This is a genomic window from Gemmiger sp. (assembly GCF_057431175.1).
On the sequence record NZ_DBMDDV010000003.1, the window covers coordinates 69951 to 85331 of the forward strand.

The 15381-nt window shown below is 58.7% G+C and carries 15 protein-coding genes and 1 other RNA gene; 5 read left to right on the forward strand and 11 right to left on the reverse strand.

Going from position 1 to position 15381, the window contains the following annotated elements:
- Window positions 1–92: 92 nt before the first annotated feature.
- Entirely contained in the window at window positions 93–626 is a 534-nt protein-coding gene (locus tag ACZO0A_RS02330; RefSeq protein ID WP_291208822.1) for a Gx transporter family protein, read from the reverse strand.
- Between the two features lie 292 nt (window positions 627–918).
- Here ACZO0A_RS02330 and ACZO0A_RS02335 point away from each other — a divergent pair, with 292 nt between their 5' ends.
- The 3 genes from ACZO0A_RS02335 (at window position 919) to ACZO0A_RS02345 (ending at window position 4190) form a co-directional block, all read left to right on the forward strand.
- A complete protein-coding gene (locus ACZO0A_RS02335; protein WP_302375613.1) occupies window positions 919–1515 on the forward strand; it encodes a DUF4358 domain-containing protein in 597 nt (198 codons plus the stop codon).
- 76 nt (window positions 1516–1591) lie between these two features.
- The gene (locus ACZO0A_RS02340) at window positions 1592–2986 is read left to right on the forward strand and encodes an MBOAT family O-acyltransferase (RefSeq protein ID WP_291230487.1); all 1395 of its coding nucleotides are present in this window, start codon (window positions 1592–1594) and stop codon (window positions 2984–2986) included.
- 16 nt (window positions 2987–3002) lie between these two features.
- Window positions 3003–4190 (forward strand): DHHW family protein, encoded by a 1188-nt coding sequence (locus ACZO0A_RS02345; RefSeq protein WP_486845994.1) that lies wholly within the window; start codon window positions 3003–3005, stop codon window positions 4188–4190.
- Between the two features lie 90 nt (window positions 4191–4280).
- Here the strand turns inward: ACZO0A_RS02345 and ACZO0A_RS02350 are convergent, their stop codons facing one another.
- The 3 genes from ACZO0A_RS02350 to ACZO0A_RS02360 are packed head-to-tail and all read right to left on the reverse strand — an operon-like array spanning window position 4281 to window position 7598.
- Entirely contained in the window at window positions 4281–5195 is a 915-nt protein-coding gene (locus tag ACZO0A_RS02350; protein ID WP_291230483.1) for a hypothetical protein, read from the reverse strand.
- On the reverse strand, window positions 5165–6163 hold the full coding sequence (locus ACZO0A_RS02355; RefSeq protein WP_302150361.1) for a hypothetical protein: 999 nt from the start codon (window positions 6161–6163) through the stop codon (window positions 5165–5167). The genes ACZO0A_RS02350 and ACZO0A_RS02355 overlap by 31 nt, the downstream gene beginning before the upstream one ends.
- Entirely contained in the window at window positions 6153–7598 is a 1446-nt protein-coding gene (locus tag ACZO0A_RS02360) for a spore germination protein (RefSeq protein ID WP_302375615.1), read from the reverse strand. Before ACZO0A_RS02360 ends, ACZO0A_RS02355 begins: the two co-directional genes overlap by 11 nt.
- A 67-nt stretch (window positions 7599–7665) precedes the next feature.
- Here ACZO0A_RS02360 and ACZO0A_RS02365 point away from each other — a divergent pair, with 67 nt between their 5' ends.
- Window positions 7666–8316, forward strand: coding sequence for a DUF421 domain-containing protein (locus tag ACZO0A_RS02365; protein WP_302375617.1), 651 nt, complete (start codon window positions 7666–7668; stop codon window positions 8314–8316).
- Between the two features lie 9 nt (window positions 8317–8325).
- Window positions 8326–8694 (forward strand): DUF4363 family protein, encoded by a 369-nt coding sequence (locus ACZO0A_RS02370; protein WP_302375619.1) that lies wholly within the window; start codon window positions 8326–8328, stop codon window positions 8692–8694.
- Here the strand turns inward: ACZO0A_RS02370 and nrdR are convergent.
- The 7 genes from nrdR to spoIVA form a co-directional block, all read right to left on the reverse strand.
- The gene (gene nrdR, locus ACZO0A_RS02375; RefSeq protein WP_302375622.1) at window positions 8674–9147 is read right to left on the reverse strand and encodes a transcriptional regulator NrdR; all 474 of its coding nucleotides are present in this window, start codon (window positions 9145–9147) and stop codon (window positions 8674–8676) included. The genes ACZO0A_RS02370 and nrdR overlap by 21 nt on opposite strands.
- Window positions 9148–9173: 26 nt before the next feature.
- Window positions 9174–11486 (reverse strand): protein translocase subunit SecF, encoded by a 2313-nt coding sequence (gene secF, locus ACZO0A_RS02380; protein WP_215692005.1) that lies wholly within the window; start codon window positions 11484–11486, stop codon window positions 9174–9176.
- 53 nt (window positions 11487–11539) lie between these two features.
- Window positions 11540–12823, reverse strand: a complete 1284-nt coding sequence (locus ACZO0A_RS02385) for an aspartate aminotransferase type Ic (protein WP_294717850.1) — start codon at window positions 12821–12823, stop codon at window positions 11540–11542.
- Between the two features lie 217 nt (window positions 12824–13040).
- Window positions 13041–13379, reverse strand: an RNA gene (rnpB, locus tag ACZO0A_RS02390) — RNase P RNA component class A.
- Window positions 13380–13426: 47 nt separating this feature from the next.
- Window positions 13427–13681 (reverse strand): pro-sigmaK processing inhibitor BofA family protein, encoded by a 255-nt coding sequence (locus ACZO0A_RS02395; RefSeq protein WP_302375625.1) that lies wholly within the window; start codon window positions 13679–13681, stop codon window positions 13427–13429.
- A complete protein-coding gene (locus ACZO0A_RS02400) occupies window positions 13678–13890 on the reverse strand; it encodes a hypothetical protein (RefSeq protein WP_291208788.1) in 213 nt (70 codons plus the stop codon). Before ACZO0A_RS02400 ends, ACZO0A_RS02395 begins: the two co-directional genes overlap by 4 nt.
- 12 nt (window positions 13891–13902) lie before the next feature.
- A complete protein-coding gene (gene spoIVA / locus ACZO0A_RS02405; protein WP_215692009.1) occupies window positions 13903–15378 on the reverse strand; it encodes a stage IV sporulation protein A in 1476 nt (491 codons plus the stop codon).
- Window positions 15379–15381 lie beyond the last annotated feature (3 nt).

Sequence of the window (15381 nt, forward strand, 5' to 3'; positions counted from 1 at the left end):
GCTCCTAGGACACATTCCTGTGTCTGTGGCTATATTATACGATACATTTACAGGTTTGTCAATAGCAATTTTGTAGTTTTTAAGAAATAATCTTAATTTTTAAAGGGACTCCCCTTCCGCTGCTGCCCGGCGGAACTGGGCAGCGCGGTGAACAGTGCTTTGGTCATCACGCAGCTGATGCCGCCAACGATCAGCCCGGCCGCCAGCAGCACCGGCGCATAGGCAAGCGCCATGCCGCTGGACAGGAGGATGGCTGCCCCCATCAGCTGGCCGAGGTTGTGCGCCAGCGCCCCACAGGTGCAGAATATGTACCCGCTGACCCCGGGCAGATGCAACAGCAAAAGATACACGGCCAGCGCCAGCGCCCCGCCGCATAAGGAAAGAAAACCAGCGGTCACGCCGCGCGTCAGAAAGGCAAACAGTGCCTTGAGCACCACCAGCAATACCGCCGTGCGGGTGCGCAGGAACAGCAGCGCGTACATGACTACAATATTGGACAGCCCTAACTTAATGGCAGGCATCAGCCCCAGCAGGGGCGATACCATGGATTCCAGCCAGGACAGTGCGATGGCAAGGGCAAACAGCATCCCGGTCCATGCGGTCTCGCGGGCTTTTGGATTGCGCATCTGGCAGTTCACTTCCTCATAGTGTAGGGGTCGATGCTCACCATCGACCCGCGGGCGGAGGCGAGCATCCGCCCTTACAAATCTGGTTTTTACTTTGTCTTGAATATACCCTGCCGAAGGGCGGTTTGTCAAGGCATAAAAAGTTTACATATTTTTGCTGCCGGGCGGCTCGTGTTTCGCCCAAAACATCTTGAAAAAAACAGCCAAATAGTGTATCCTTATAAAAGTATGGGAAAACTGTGCCTATACGTGAGGGAAAACCTTACCGAAATATAAAAGGAGAATTTCACCTATGAAAAAGCTGATTCCTGTAATTCTTTGCTGCGCTATGCTGCTGGCCGCCTGCGGCTCCTCTGCAGACAGCACCTCCACTGCTGTCTCCTCTGAGAGCAGCTCTGCTGCGGAAAGCACCATCGGCGGTGCCGATGGCCCGACGGATATCGTCATCAGCGAAATCACCGATGCCTCCACCGGCGAGGAGGCCAACACCGCCAACCTTGATGCCGCCGTTGCCGCTATCGAGGCTGTCAACCCCATCGCCAACCCTCGTGCGCTGGATGACTTCTCTGTGGAGAATGAGCTGATGCTGACGATGGACAACCTCGTCGGCTACAAGGGCGACGTCACCAACGACCAGGCAGATTGCGGCCTTGTCTTTGTGGCCCAGGCCAAGGACGGCCAGGTTGACGCTGTGAAGGCCGAGTTGGAAGCCTACAAAGAGAGCCTGTCCGCTAACGACCTGTACGCCGAGTTTGCTGACAAGATTGCCCTGGCGAAGGACGCCCGCATTGTGACCAACGGCAACTATGTCGCCATCGTCATAGCCGGTATCGCTAACCCGGAATACGCCCCCATCGACACCGCGCTGGAGACGGCCCTCAACTTCTAAAAGATGACCCGATGCAGGGCCGCTGCCGTTCGGCAACGGCCCTTTTTTAACATGATTCAAAAGAAGGGAGTACGCCATGGTTTTTAACAGTGTGGTGTTCCTGTTCTGCTTTCTGCCGCTTTCCCTGCTGCTGTATTATCTGGTGCCCGGCCGCGCCAAAAATGCAGTGCTGCTGGCAGAAAGCCTGATTTTCTACTGCTGGACCGGCATTGAATTTCTGCCGCTGATTGCAGCGCTTATTGTGTTCAACTACCTGTGGGCGCTGCTGACAGCCAAGACCGGGGCTAAGTTGCGCGGTCTGCTGCCAGCCGTGGCGGTGCTGGTCAACCTGGGAGTATTGGTGTATTTCAAGTATGCCAACTTTCTGATCGACACGCTGAATCAAATCGGACATTTTGGCATTGCAGCCCTGAATATCGGCGCGGTGCTGCCGCTGGGCATCAGCTATTACATCTTTAAAATCATCAGCTATGAGGTCGATGTCTACACGGGCAAAATCAAACCGGAGAAAAATTTTCTGACGTTTGCGGTATATGTCCTCTTCTTCCCGCAGCTTATTGTCGGGCCTATCGTGAAATATCGCGAGATGGCCGACCAGCTGCACGATGGCCAAAACCGCTGCACGCTGGCAAAGGCCCAGCGAGGTGCGGAACTGTTCGTGTTCGGCCTCGCAAAAAAAGTCATTCTGGCGGATTCCATTGGTGCGCTGTGGACTGATATCATCGGTGCGGGTGGCGTGGGGCTGGCGAATGTCTCGACCCCGCTGGCATGGCTGGGCATTATCGCGTACAGCTTGCAGCTGTATTTCGACTTCGCCGGTTACAGTGAGATGAGCAACGGCCTGGCTGCTCTGCTTGGCTTTGATTGCCCGGCCAACTTCAATTTGCCGTATATCTCCGGTAGCATCACCGAATTTTGGCGGCGCTGGCATATCACGCTTTCGGGCTGGTTCCGGGATTACATCTACATTCCCTTGGGCGGCAACCGTAAAGGCGCGGCGCGGCAGCTTTTTAATATGTTCCTGGTCTGGGCGGCTACCGGCATCTGGCATGGCGCAAGCTGGAACTTTATCGCCTGGGGACTTTACTACTTTGTGCTGCTGACCATTGAAAAGAACTTTTTGATGAAATACCTGAAAAGGGGCAAAGTCTGGCCGCACATCTACACGCTGTTCTTTGTGGTACTGGGCTGGGGCATCTTTACGGCCAACCAGCCCGGCGCACCGCTGGGCTTGCTGCTGCAAAAGCTGTTTGTGCCCCAGGGCGGCATTGCCCCGCTGTACTACCTGCGCAACTATGGTGTGCTGCTGGCGCTGGGCTGCGTCTGCTCGTCCACTTTGCCCAGCTGGCTGTGGGCAAAAATCAGCAAAAACACGGCGGCCAAGCTCATTGTGTTTGCGTTGCTGACCGTGCTGTGCGTCTGTTACGTGGTGGCTGCCACGAATGCTACGGCGCTGTACGCGAATTTCTGAGAGGAGGAATGGCTGTATGTCTACGAAAGTTGTCTACCGTAAAGACGGCGGCAAACGCCGCCCGGGCTATGCGCTGCTATTCCTCTGCGGTGCGCTGCTGTTTGGCTTTTCACTGGTGAACCTGCTGTGGCCCAAGCGCACCCAGCTGGAATTGGAAAACCGCAAGGCAGCCTCCTTCCCGGCGTTCAGCGTCAGTACGCTGCTGGACGGCAGCTGGCAGAGCGGCTTCTCCCGCTGGATGCAGGATCAGTTTGCCTTCCGTGACGCAGCGGTCAACACCCAGCGCGCGGCGGATGAGGTGCTGTTCCAGAAAGTGGAGGAAGGCGGCATCCTGCTGGGCAAGGACCACTGGATGTTTACAAAGCTGTTCACCGTGGACGATGCCACGAAGAAGCAGCTGGACAAAAATATCACGGCAGTCAGCGATTTTGCCGCAAATCACCCGGGCAAAGTCACCTTCCTGCTGGCACCGTCGGCCAGTGTCATCTACCCCGAAGCGCTCCCCCTGGTCGCACCGATGGTAGATGAAAACGCAATGTTCGATGACATCTTTGCAAAAGTCGGCCAGAATGCCGATGTCATTGATCTGCGGGAACCGTTCACTGAATTAAAGGACGAGTACCTGTATTTCAAGACCGACCACCACTGGACGCCCAACGGTGCGTACCACGCCTATGAGCAGTTCTGTACGCTGAAGGGCCTGACGCCCTTTGACCGCACCGCACATGAGGCTGTGACGGTGACAGATTTCCAGGGCACGCACTACTCGGCCACGCGACTGTGGAATGTGCAGAATGACGAGATCACCTACTACCCGCTGGACAGCCTGATGACGGTTTACAAAATCACTGGCGAGGCCCAGTACGAGCCGGACAAGACCGAGAACATTGTGAATGCCGATAAATTTGCCACCCGCGACAAGTATGCGGCGTTCCTGGACGGCAACAACGGCTATTCGACGATTGAGGGCAGCGGCACCGGCAGTATTCTGGTGGTGAAGGACAGCTACGCCAACAGCTTTATCCCCTACCTGACCGAAAATTATGCCAAGATCGGCGTGGTGGATTTCCGCAATTTCAAGTACGGCCTCGACTCGACGATCGAGAAAGAGGGCTATGACGAAGTGCTGGTGCTTTACAACTTCCAGACCTTCATCGCAGACACGAATTTGATCTATATTTCGCGGCCGTCGACGATACAGTAAAAGAACGAAGGCGAGCCTGAACGTTTCGTGAAACGTTCAGGCTCGTTTTTTGTATGGATGTGCGATGGCAGTGCGTCGAGGACGCCGCCTCTACTCAAAAACAACGGCCAATGTGGGTGCCGGAGCTTCCCTTCCCACGCCATACAAATTCTCATGCCAGAATTGCAAATGGAAAAAATCAGCTTTGGCATCGTTGGTAAGCGCGGCGAAAGCGTGCTGCAACTCTGCGCAGAGAAACCCCTGCAAATCGTCATCCGCATCGGCCAGGGATTGCAGCGTACAATCCCGCAGATGCAGCTGCACGGCGGTATCCTCCACAGTCACATTGACTTCGCTTTTGCAAAGCGCCTGCCCATCGTGGTACGCCGAAAAAAAATTATCTGCCTGCCCGCAGAGCACCGCCGCCAGTTGGGCAGGCAGACCACTGACGCGCCTGGCGGGGGCATCCTTTGCCAGCAGGTAAAAATCATACCCACTGTCGGTGCGGTAGCCGGGCACAGCACAGCCGTCGGCCTGGGTAAAAAGCTGCTGCAAGCCGCAGTGCAGGGCGTATTCCTGCTCCACGGCCTTCATGTCCTCATATAGATTCGCGGCGTCCTGCGCCCAGCTGTAGGCAGCATCGTCCAGCACAAATACAGACAGCTCCGGTGCTGGCTGGGCTTTGTCATACAATAGTGTGCCCAGGGTCTGCGCTGTCTGCCAGTCTGAGCCCGGTGGCAGGGCGGCCAGATCCAGCAGGCCGTAATAGAGCTGCCCGGGCAGCGTGTCCTCAGTCCGGTGTAGGGCCTGGGCAGGCGTTGCACCCCGGGCGCTGGCGGTCTTGTAGTGTACGCCGTCCTCCCCGCCGTTCTGGTCGGCCAGCAGCAGGCAGACCGAATACTGCCCCTGCTGCTGCGCAAAAAACACAGCGCGGACGATCTCCCGTTCAGAAAGCGCCTGTCCGCAGCCACAGAGCAGCACGGCAACACACAAAATCAGGCACGCCTTAACTTTTTGCACAGACACGCGGCGGCACCTCCCATCCAGGTCAGAACGACAAAGCCCCAGGTCATAGTGCTGCGCAGCGGCAGCGCGGCGTCCAGGTCAAGCTTGCGCAGCACGGCGCAGAGCAGCCAGATACCGCCAAGGTACAGCGGGAACCGGTCCAGTCCGGCGGCGCTGTTCTCGGCCTTGCTCTGCCCGCCCAGCAGCCGCACCAGCGCATAGAGATACAGCGCCAGCTTGACCGTGACCGCCATGACCCACAAAATAAATTGCAGCCACTCCAGCCGATTGAAAATCGAAAGCGCCCCGCACCGCGCGGCGGCGTGTACGGGGTCGACCCGCAGCGGCATGGCCGCGCCGTAGAACAGCTCCAAAAGCAGGTGCATCCCCACGTCAAAGGCCAGTGTATACCCGGCCAGCCGCAGCAGCGCGTGGCGGCCACGCTTGTCCTGCTCGGGCCAGAGGGCAGGCAGCAGATACTCCGGGTAGAGCGTCAGCTGGTCTTTTGCGGCAGCGCGAAAATTCCCCTGCGTCAGTGGTGCAGTCTGCAAATTCGTCACCCGCAGGCGCGGCAGTACGGAGACCAGCATCACGGCGGTGACGAGGACCAACAGGCACAAAACGGCGTGGGCTGTCTGGGACAGCGCCGACACCCGCCGCAGATAGACGACCGGCAGCACACAGAGCAGGCAGACCGATGTCAGCGTGACCGCACCGGGGTACAGCCGCCCCGCCAGCTGCCACAGGCGCAGAAGCTCTAGTACCGAGGTATAGAAGAGCAGCGCCACGAACAGCAATTTGTACACCGGGTCGGCGGCCAGCCGCCAGCATCGGGCGAACAGCCAGCCGGCGGCGGCCAGTATTGGCACGCAGACCAGCGCCGCCGCCAGCCCGGCCCGGGGCCAGTAGGCTGTCTGGCTGCGCAGCAGCACGTTGACCAGCAGGCTGATCAGCAGTGCCGCAAACAGGCTTGGGCATTCACGTTTCATCGCGGCTGAGCACCTCCCCGGACTGGGCCAAGCGGCTCCAGATGCTGCGCACAAAGCCGTCCCGCAGGCTGGCGTGGGTGGGCGGCAGCAGCGGGTAGAGGTAGTCATACCCGAATGGCTCACTGCCGCAGGCCATGGCTAAAATCGTCAGCGCGGCGCAGGCCAGCCCCGGCACGCCGAAGCACCCGGCCAGCAGAATAACAGCAAAGCGGAACAAAATCGTCTGCTCGTACAGCGACGGCACAGCCAGCGTGGCAATGGTAGCAGCCGCGGCCATCGTTAAAACTGGTACGCTGACGATACCCGCACTGACGGCGGTCTCGCCGATGATGAGCGCCCCCACGAGGCTGACGGTGTGACTGATGGACTGCGGTGCGCGCAGCCCGGCTTCGCGCACGATCTCCAATAACAGCGTCACGCAGAGCATTTCCATCATCGGCGGCAGTGGCGTCGATGTCTCCCCCTGGGCGAGCTTGGTCAACAGCTGGATGGGGATGATCTCCGGTGCAAAGGACACGGCCATGACGTACAGACCCGGCCCGAATACGGCCAACAGAAATGCCAGATATTTTAAAATGCGGATCAGTCCCGCAAACACGGCACTGGAGGCGTAGTCGTCCAGGCACTCGAAATGCTCGGCAAAAAAGCTGGGGATGATGAGCGCGTAGGGGCAGCCAGCCACCAGCACAACGGCCTTGCCCTCGCACAGGCGGGCGCAGGCCGTGGCCGGGCGCTCGGTGTAGGCGGCAGCCGGGAACAGATTGAGCTTGTCCTGCTTGAGGAACGACGCAAAGTAGGCGCTATCCAAAAGAACGGGTATTTCTACCGCGGCCAGCCGCGCCCGCAGTGAGTCAATGGTCTCCTGCGGGGCTAGGCGGCTGTCATAGCACAGGCAGTATTCGGTCTTGGCGCGGGTGCGGGCTGTGTAAATTTCTGCCGCCAGTGTCCCGGTGCGGAACTGCCGCCGCAGCAGCGAAATGTTATTGCGCAAAAGCTCGGTGAACGCTTCCTGCGGCCCGCGCAGGTTGCCCTCGCCGGTGGGCGTCGAGACAGACCGCTGCGGCATTTCCTGGGTCGAAAACGCCACGGCCTTGGCAACACCTTCAATCAGCAGCACGGACAGGCCGTTGGAGAGCATTTCTATAAGTGTCGTCTCGTCGGTGATGGCGTCCGGCTCAGCTGGGATGCGGCTTTGGGTCAGCAAGTAGTCGCACAGCCCCTCCCCGCCGCCCAGCATGGCCGGATCGCGGTCCAGCATATCCAGCGCCATACGGCAGAGCTTTTCCGGTGAGGATAGCCCGGTGAACATAATGGCGGCGCAGGGTACGCCCGCAATCATCAGGCGCTTTGTATAGAAATCATCAGAATGACCAAACATTTCATCGAGAAACGCAAGGTTTGCATCCAGCGAACGGTTCAGCGGTTTTTGCGGCATCGGTGTTCCCCCTCTCACGCAAAATAGTGTTGCCGCTTTCGCCGGGATTTATGAGGAGGTGGCCCGAATGATTTCTTCGGTCGTGCGTACAGTGCTGGTGTACCTGGCCGTGGTGGTGGCTATGCGGCTGATGGGCAAGCGCCAGCTGGGCGAATTGCAGCCCTCCGAGCTGGTGACGACGCTGCTGATCTCCAACGTCGCGTCCATCTGCATCGATGAGCCTGACCTGCCGCTGTCGGCGAGTCTCGTGCCGATTTTTTTAATAACTGCGCTGGAAATTCTAAACTCAACACTTGTCTGGTTCTGCCCGAAATATGCCCAGCTTCTCTTGGGCAAACCGGTAACGATCATCCGCAACGGCGAGATACAGCAAAATGAATTGGCCCAGCTTCGCATCACGGCGTCCGATTTGGCCGAGGCACTGCGCGGCAAGGATATTTTCTCGCCCGAGGATGTCTACTGGGGTGTGGTGGAGCCGAACGGAAGCATCACGGCCGCGCCCATGCCACAGGACGGCGAGGCCCCGCCCATGCTGCCACTGCTCATCGATAAGGCGGTTTACAAAGAAAATCTCGCTTTTTTCGGCATGGATGCTGCCGCACTGGACGCTCTGCTGGTCCGACAGAACGTAACCCGGGAAAAGGTGCTCATGCTGCTTTACAACGGTGAAAAGATCGTATTGATACAGAGAAAGGCCGCCCCCAAAGGGACGGCCTGAAAGGTGCTTATGAAACGGAACTGGTATGCAGCCGCAATTTTGCTGGTGCTCTGCCTGCTGCTGTACCTGGCGGGGCGGTACGTGACCGACACCACCGATGCCATGCAGGCGGGTGTGCAGCGGGCTTACGCCTTGGCGGAACAGGGCGACTACCCTGCCGCCCGCGCAGCCTATGCGCAGACGACCCGGCGGGCCGAGCGCGACAGCGCCTTGCTGGCGCTGCTGGTGCGGCGCAACATTATCGACCAGCTGAACCAGACGATGGAGGTGCTGCCGCCCTGTGCCGAAGCGGACAGTCTGGCTGACCTGGAAATGGAGACGCAGCGCGCCTGTGCCCAGATTGCCCAGGTGCGGCAATCATTTTTCGGCGGGTTTTGAGCGGCTGTCCAGCATATCCTTCAGTTCTTCCATGAAGGTGTTGACGTCGCTGAACTGGCGGTAGACAGAGGCAAAGCGCACGTAGGCGACATCGTCCATCTGCTTGAGCTCCTGCATAGCCAGGTCGCCGATATGGATGGAGGAAACCTCGCGGTCGTATGAGTTGAGCAGCAGCTGCTCAATGCGGTCTACGGCAGCGTCCAGCTGGGTGTAGCTGACAGGGCGCTTCTCGCAGGCGCGCAGCATACCATTCAGCAGCTTCTGGCGGTCAAAGACCTCGCGGGAACGGTCTTTCTTCACGACCATCAGCGGGACCGTCTCGACGATCTCGTAGGTGGTAAAGCGCTTTTTGCAGTTCAGGCACTCACGGCGGCGGCGAATCTTTTCGCCATCCTCCGTCGGGCGGGAATCGATGACCTTGGAATCCACTTCACCGCAGTAGGGGCATTTCATATCGGGTACCCTCCTTTTCTACAAGCTCAAGCCTTCTTGGGGGCCTTCTTCTTGTTCTTCCAGTCGACCCACAGCGGCGTAGCAATGCAAATCGTGCTGTACACACCGCTGACCATACCGAACAGCAACGGGAACGCGAAGGAGTAGATGCTGTCCAGACGGTAGATGACGGAGATCACGCAGACGACGCCCAGTGCCAGGCAGGTGGTGATGGAGGTCATCAGAGAGCGGGCAAAGCTCTGGTTGATGGACAGGTTGACCAGCTCGGCAAGGCTCATCTGCTTTTTGCCGTACAGGGCGCTGTTCTCACGGATACGGTCGTAGATAACGACGGTATCGTTGATGGAGTAACCCAGGATGGTCAGCAGCGCAGCAATGAAGTTGCCGTTCAGAGGAATGCGCAGGATGACGAACACGCCGAACACGACAAACATATCATGCAGCAGCGCCACAATGGCGGTGGAACCGGCCTTGAGGCCGCCGATTTTGCGGAAACGATAGGCCACATAGAGAAGAATCAGCACACAGGCGGCGACCAGCGCGACGACGCTCTTGAGCAGGAATTCGTTGCCGATGGTGGCATCGACGTTGCTGACCTCATTCTGGGCAAAGTTGTTGTCGGGGTACTGCTCGTTCATGGAGGCCAGCAGGTTGTCCAGCTGCTCGGTGGTCAGTGTGTCGCTGCCGGGCAGGGTGACGGTCAAGGTCTGGTTGCCGGAGATATCAGAGCCGGTCTGCAGGGTCAAATCAGATTTGCCCAGCTCGCTGCCGATGGCGGACTTCAGGTCGTTCAGGTCAACGTCGCCCTCATAGGCCAGCGTGATCATAGAGCCGCCTTTGAACTCAACGTCCATCTTGACGCCGAACACGGCACAGAACACGAGCACAACAGCAATCAGTGCGCAGGAGAAGGTGTAGAACTTCTTGCGGTTGCCGATGAAGTTGATGGAAGGCGTTTTGAAGTTGGCACCGCCCTCCTTCTTGCCGCCGAAGAGCCAGGCTTTGCGCAGCGGCTTGAAGTGGACTGCACCGCGGATCATAACGCGGGTGGCCCAAACGCCGAACACGAAGTTGAGCAGAACACTGGTCAGTAAGGTGAAGCCGAAGGAGTAGATGGTGCCGGCCGTGGAAGGTCCAAACCAGAAGAAGATGGGGTTAAAGACCTTGGCCCAGAAGCCGTCCGTGGGGCCGAAAGCACCCATCAGGATAGCGGCGACGATAACGATGGTCACGTTGCCGTCGATGATGGGGGTCAGACCCATCTTGAAGCCGCTGTTGACAGCGCCCTCCAGGGTCTTGTTCTTGGCAAGCTCTTCCTTGATGCGCTCGGCAGTGATGACGTTTGCGTCAACACCCATGCCGATGCCCAGGATGATACCGGCGATGCCGGGCAGGGTCAGCGTGGAACCCGGGAACACGCTGAAGTAGCCGGAGACGACTGCCAGCGTGGCGGCGACCTGGCCCATCAGGGAGATAACGGCGATGGTGCCGGGCAGACGGTAGCGGAAAATCATCATCAGCGCGACCAGGATGAAGGCGATGATACCGGCCTGCACCATAACGTCCAGGCTCTTGGCGCCCAGCGAGGGGCTGATGGTGGAGTAGCTTTCCGCGGACAGGGCAAACGGCAGAGAACCGGAGTTGATCTGGTTTGCCAGCGTGGAAGCGCTGTCCTGGTCAAAGTTGCCCTTGATGATGGCCTCACCGCCGGTGATGGCCTCGTTGACCGTGGCGGTGGAAATGTTCGAGTCATCCAGCCAGATGGAAATGGTGCCGTTGTTGGCAGCCAGCTCGGTGGTAGCGGCGGCAAAAGCGGACGCACCGTCGGAGTTGAACTTCAGCTGGACGACCCAGCCTTCGGTCTCATTGTAGGCGGCGCTTGCGGAAGCCACGTCGTCACCGCTCAGAATCTCCTCACCCGTGGAGGAAGATCCCTTGCGGAACACCATCTTGGCGGTGGTGCCGATCTCATCGATAGCGGTCTGCGGGTTGAAGTCCGCTTCATCGCTCTTCCAGGGAAAACGCACGATGATACGATTTTTGTTGTTGTCGACGTAGCTCTCGTAGTCGGTGATGCCGAGGCCGACAAGGCGATCCTCGATAACCGTTTTAGCTGCGGCCATCTGGGCATCGGTGGCCTCCACATCGTCGGCAGGCATGAATGTAACGTCCACGCCGCCGCGGATATCGATGCCGAAGCGGATGTCAGATGCCCCCTTGACATAGGCATTCTTGGTGTCGCCGTAGGTATAGCTCACACCCAAAATGGCCGTCAGGGAGAACAGCACGATCAAAATTGCCACGACGAACAACGGCCATGACTTCCCTTTTCTGTTCATAGAAACCTCCAAAAAACTTGCCCGCACCGGCGGGCGGGATAGATTTTTGCCGCTTATTCAGCCTTATCGGCCAGCAGCTTTTCAACAACTGCCAGGCGCACACAGACGCACAGCAGTGCAGAAGCAGTTTCGACCTCGTCGAGGCTCGGATAGGTCGGCGCAATGCGCAGATGCGAGTCATCGGGGTCCTTGTGATAGGGGTAGGCAGAGCCTGCGCCTGTCAGAGTCAGGCCGCAGTCCTTGCACAGCTGGGCCACGCGCTTGGCGCAGCCGGGCATGACGTACAGGCTGATGAAGTAGCCGCCCTTGGGGTTCGTCCAGTGGGCGATATCGCCGCAGGGGGTCAGCTCATCAGCAAAGGCGGTTTTGACGGCGTCAAAGCAGGGCACCAGGCGGCGGCGATGCTTGGCCATATGGGCCAGCACACCGGCCTTGTTCTTGAGGAAACGGACGTGGCGCAGTTGGTTCATCTTGTCATAGCTGATAATCATGGTAGAGAACCGCTTGCACATATACTTCATCGAGTTCTCGCTGCAGGCAATGGCAGAAATGCCTGCGCCCGGGAAGGTGATCTTGCTGGTGGACGTGAACATAAAGACACGATCTTCGTTGCCGTACTTCTTGGCCTCGTTCAGCAGGACGGGTGTCTCAATGATCTCATCGGTCAGGTGGTGGACGATGTAAGCCTCGTCCCAGAAAATCTTGAAATCCGGGGCGGCGGTCTTCATAGCGGCGAAGCGGCGGATGGTCTCATCGCTGTACGTGTAGCCGTCGGGGTTGGAGTACTGCGGTACGCACCAGATGCCCTTGATGGTGTCATCGTTGGCGACGAGCTCCTCGATCATGTCCATATCGGGGCCGTCGGGGCTCATGGGTACAGAAATCAGCTCAAAGCCCATTTCCTCGGTGATGGCAAAGTGGCGGTCATAGCCGGGCACCGGGCAGAGGAACTTGCGGTGTTCGACCTGGCCCCAGGGCTTCGGGGACTCCTGAAAGCCGAACATCATGCCGATGGCGACCAAATTGTACATCAGCTGTAGGCTCGAGTTGCCGCCGACGAAAACCTCGCTGGGCTTAACGCCGAACACATCGGCAAACAGGGCGCGGGCCTCGGGAAGGCCCTCCAACTCGCCGTAGTTGCGGGTGTCGAAGCCGCTGTCAGTGATGTAGTTGTCTATCTTGAGCAGATCCATAGCCAGGTCCATCTGGTGAGGGCCGGGTTTGCCGCGTGCCATGTTCAGCTTCAGGCCCATGTCCTGGAACTTTTTGTACTGGGCTTCCAGTGCGGCTTTTTCAGCGGTGAGTTCGTTGCGATCCATTGCAAAATAATCAGCCATAATACGATCCCCCTAAAAAAATATGTACTTTCCCTATTCCCCGCTGCAGTTGCGCCCCTCTATCTTGGCACAATCGCAGGAGTACACTACATTATATACGATTTTTCAGAAATAAACAAGCGCTTTTTGCCATGATTTGCACTTTTTTATGCGGAAAAATACAAAAAAGCACATCTGCACCAAAAAACAGATGTGCTTTTGTAATAGACAAAGAAAAAAAACGACTGGACCGTAAGCCGGGTTCTGTATCAAACGACGATCTATCTTGTCCTTGCGTCACCGCAAGGCTCACGCCATCACCGGGACGCGCGAGACTCCGCATAATGTCCCATACGGATGTTGCTTCGAGCAGGGTTTACATAGCCGCAAAGTCGCCAGTGCGCTGGTGAGCTCTTACCTCGCCTTTCCATCCTTACCGCTTTCGCGGCGGTTTCTTTCTGTTGCACTATCCCTGGGGTCACCCCCGGCTGCCGTTAGCAGTTACTCTGTCTCTGTGAAGCCCGGACTTTCCTCAGGCAGCCCTTGCGGGCTGTCCCGCCGCCGTATGTTCCACTCGTTTTCTAAGCAAGTATAGCATATTTACAGCGCCTTGGCAAGCAAAAGTTACAACAACAGCTGCAGAACCAGCAGCGCCGTCACCCCGGGCACGCCCAAAACACCCGCGCAGAAGGCTGTAAAACGGGTCAGCGGCAGCGCAATCCCCGTTACGGGTTCCAGCAGCCCCAGCACGGCCAGCGCCCCTAGCCCGCAGACAGCCCCGGCCAGCAAACTGCGCACGCCGTGCCGCTGGCGGGCGGCGCACCGCACCACGGCCAGTACGCAGATGCCCGCAGCGAGGAAGGGCCAATACTCCGTCATAGGTTCTCCCGGTCTGCGCGCAGTATGCGCAGCAGTGCCCGCCAGCGGCACAGCAGGGCGGCGTGCTGGTAGGTCAGCTGCTCGATATAAAAGGGGTCCTGCGCTTCTTTAAAGGCTCGCTCGTTGGCGTGCAGGGCCTGCATGGTGGTTTCCAGCTCGGCCCTGGCGGCGCGGCGCTCCCGCTCGGCTTTGCTTATGCGTCTGAACATAAGGCCCCTCCGTCACAGCAAAATGCAGATCAGGCCGTCGCAGCCCTCGTTGATGATGCGTTCCAGCGTCTGCTGCAGGCGGGCGCGGGCTTCCTGCGGCATATGCAGCAATTTCGCCTGCACACCCTCGCTGACAAGCTCGTTCAGGCTCTTGCCGAAGATATTCGTGCTCCACAGCTTGCCGGGGGCGGTCTCAAAGTCGGAGAGCAAGCTCTTGATGAGCTCTTCGCCCTGCTGCTCGCTGCCGACGGTGGGCGAAAGCTCAGTGTGGATATTCGCCCGTATGATGTGCAGACTGGGCGCACTGGCGGAAAGCCGCACGCCGTACTGCCCGCCCTGGCGCACAATCTCCGGCTCTTCCAGCGTCAGCTCGTCGATGCCCGGCATGACGATCCCGTACCCGGTGGCTTCGACCTGGTCGAGGGCGGATTTGATCTTGTCGTAGGCGCGCTTGGCCCGGGCCAGGCTGACGACGCATGGCAAAAGGCTGGCTTCGTCCACGATGTCCAGCCCGGTCTGCTCACCAAGGATTTTGTAAAAGATATCCGGGGCCACTACGGCGTTGATGCCCACACTGCCGCTGGCAAGGTCCATGCCGGTGAGCGACGCGGATGTGATATACTCGCACCCCAGCTGGGGGCGGCGGCCTGCCAGGTCGGCCATCTTGTGTACCGAGGCGGCAAATTCCAGCATGGCTGTATAGATGGCGCTTTGCAGCCAGTGGCCACTTTCCAGCATCGTGACCCAGCCGGGCATCCGCACGGCAATCTCCCGGATGGGAAACTCGTACAAAAGCGTCTGCAAGAGTGAATCCAGCGTCTCAACGGTCATCGTCGTGCAGTTCAGCGGCACAACGGCGTGGGCATAGCGCTCAGCCAGTTCAGTGGCGAGGCGGCGGGCGTCGTCGCTGTCTGGCTCGGCGCAGTTGAGCAGGATGACATAAGGCTTGCCGCTGTCGTTCAGCTCGGCAATGATGCGCCGCTCGGCGTCAAGGTAGGCTTCCCGCGGCAGGTCGGCCACTGAGCCGTCCGTCGTGACGACCAGCCCGATGGTGGCGTGCTCCCGGATGACGCAGCGGGTGCCGGTTTCGGCTGCCAGGTCAAAGGGGACTTCGTGGTCGAACCAAGGGCTTTTGACGAGGCGCGGGGCCTCGTTTTCCTCGTGTCCGAGGGCACCGTCCACCATGTAGCCGACGCAGTCGATGAGCCGCGCTTTGAAACTGCCGCCGCCCGAAAGGTCGATTTTGACGGCTTTTTCGGGGATGAACTTTGGCTCGGTGGTCATGATAGTGCGCCCGGCGGCGGATTGGGGCAGCTCGTCGTGGGCGCGGGCGCGGCGGGCTTCGTTCTTGATGCGGGGCAGCAGCATCAATTCGGCAAAGCGCTTGATAAAGGTGCTTTTTCCGCTGCGCACCGGCCCCACAACGCCAAGGTAGATATCCCCGCCTGTGCGCTGGGCAATGTTGTGATAAATTTGCTCCTGTGTCACGGA

What these genes read in the sequence shown, in the direction of transcription:
- ACZO0A_RS02330 (WP_291208822.1), bottom strand. Translation starts at nt 626, where the DNA reads ATGCGCAATCCAAAAGCCCGCGAGACCGCATGGACCGGGATGCTGTTT.
- ACZO0A_RS02335 (WP_302375613.1), top strand. Translation starts at nt 919, where the DNA reads ATGAAAAAGCTGATTCCTGTAATTCTTTGCTGCGCTATGCTGCTGGCC.
- ACZO0A_RS02340 (WP_291230487.1), top strand. Translation starts at nt 1,592, where the DNA reads ATGGTTTTTAACAGTGTGGTGTTCCTGTTCTGCTTTCTGCCGCTTTCC.
- ACZO0A_RS02345 (WP_486845994.1), top strand. Translation starts at nt 3,003, where the DNA reads ATGTCTACGAAAGTTGTCTACCGTAAAGACGGCGGCAAACGCCGCCCG.
- ACZO0A_RS02355 (WP_302150361.1), bottom strand. Translation starts at nt 6,163, where the DNA reads ATGAAACGTGAATGCCCAAGCCTGTTTGCGGCACTGCTGATCAGCCTG.
- ACZO0A_RS02360 (WP_302375615.1), bottom strand. Translation starts at nt 7,598, where the DNA reads ATGCCGCAAAAACCGCTGAACCGTTCGCTGGATGCAAACCTTGCGTTT.
- ACZO0A_RS02365 (WP_302375617.1), top strand. Translation starts at nt 7,666, where the DNA reads ATGATTTCTTCGGTCGTGCGTACAGTGCTGGTGTACCTGGCCGTGGTG.
- ACZO0A_RS02370 (WP_302375619.1), top strand. Translation starts at nt 8,326, where the DNA reads ATGAAACGGAACTGGTATGCAGCCGCAATTTTGCTGGTGCTCTGCCTG.
- nrdR (WP_302375622.1), bottom strand. Translation starts at nt 9,147, where the DNA reads ATGAAATGCCCCTACTGCGGTGAAGTGGATTCCAAGGTCATCGATTCC.
- secF (WP_215692005.1), bottom strand. Translation starts at nt 11,486, where the DNA reads ATGAACAGAAAAGGGAAGTCATGGCCGTTGTTCGTCGTGGCAATTTTG.
- ACZO0A_RS02385 (WP_294717850.1), bottom strand. Translation starts at nt 12,823, where the DNA reads ATGGCTGATTATTTTGCAATGGATCGCAACGAACTCACCGCTGAAAAA.
- ACZO0A_RS02395 (WP_302375625.1), bottom strand. Translation starts at nt 13,681, where the DNA reads ATGACGGAGTATTGGCCCTTCCTCGCTGCGGGCATCTGCGTACTGGCC.
- ACZO0A_RS02400 (WP_291208788.1), bottom strand. Translation starts at nt 13,890, where the DNA reads ATGTTCAGACGCATAAGCAAAGCCGAGCGGGAGCGCCGCGCCGCCAGG.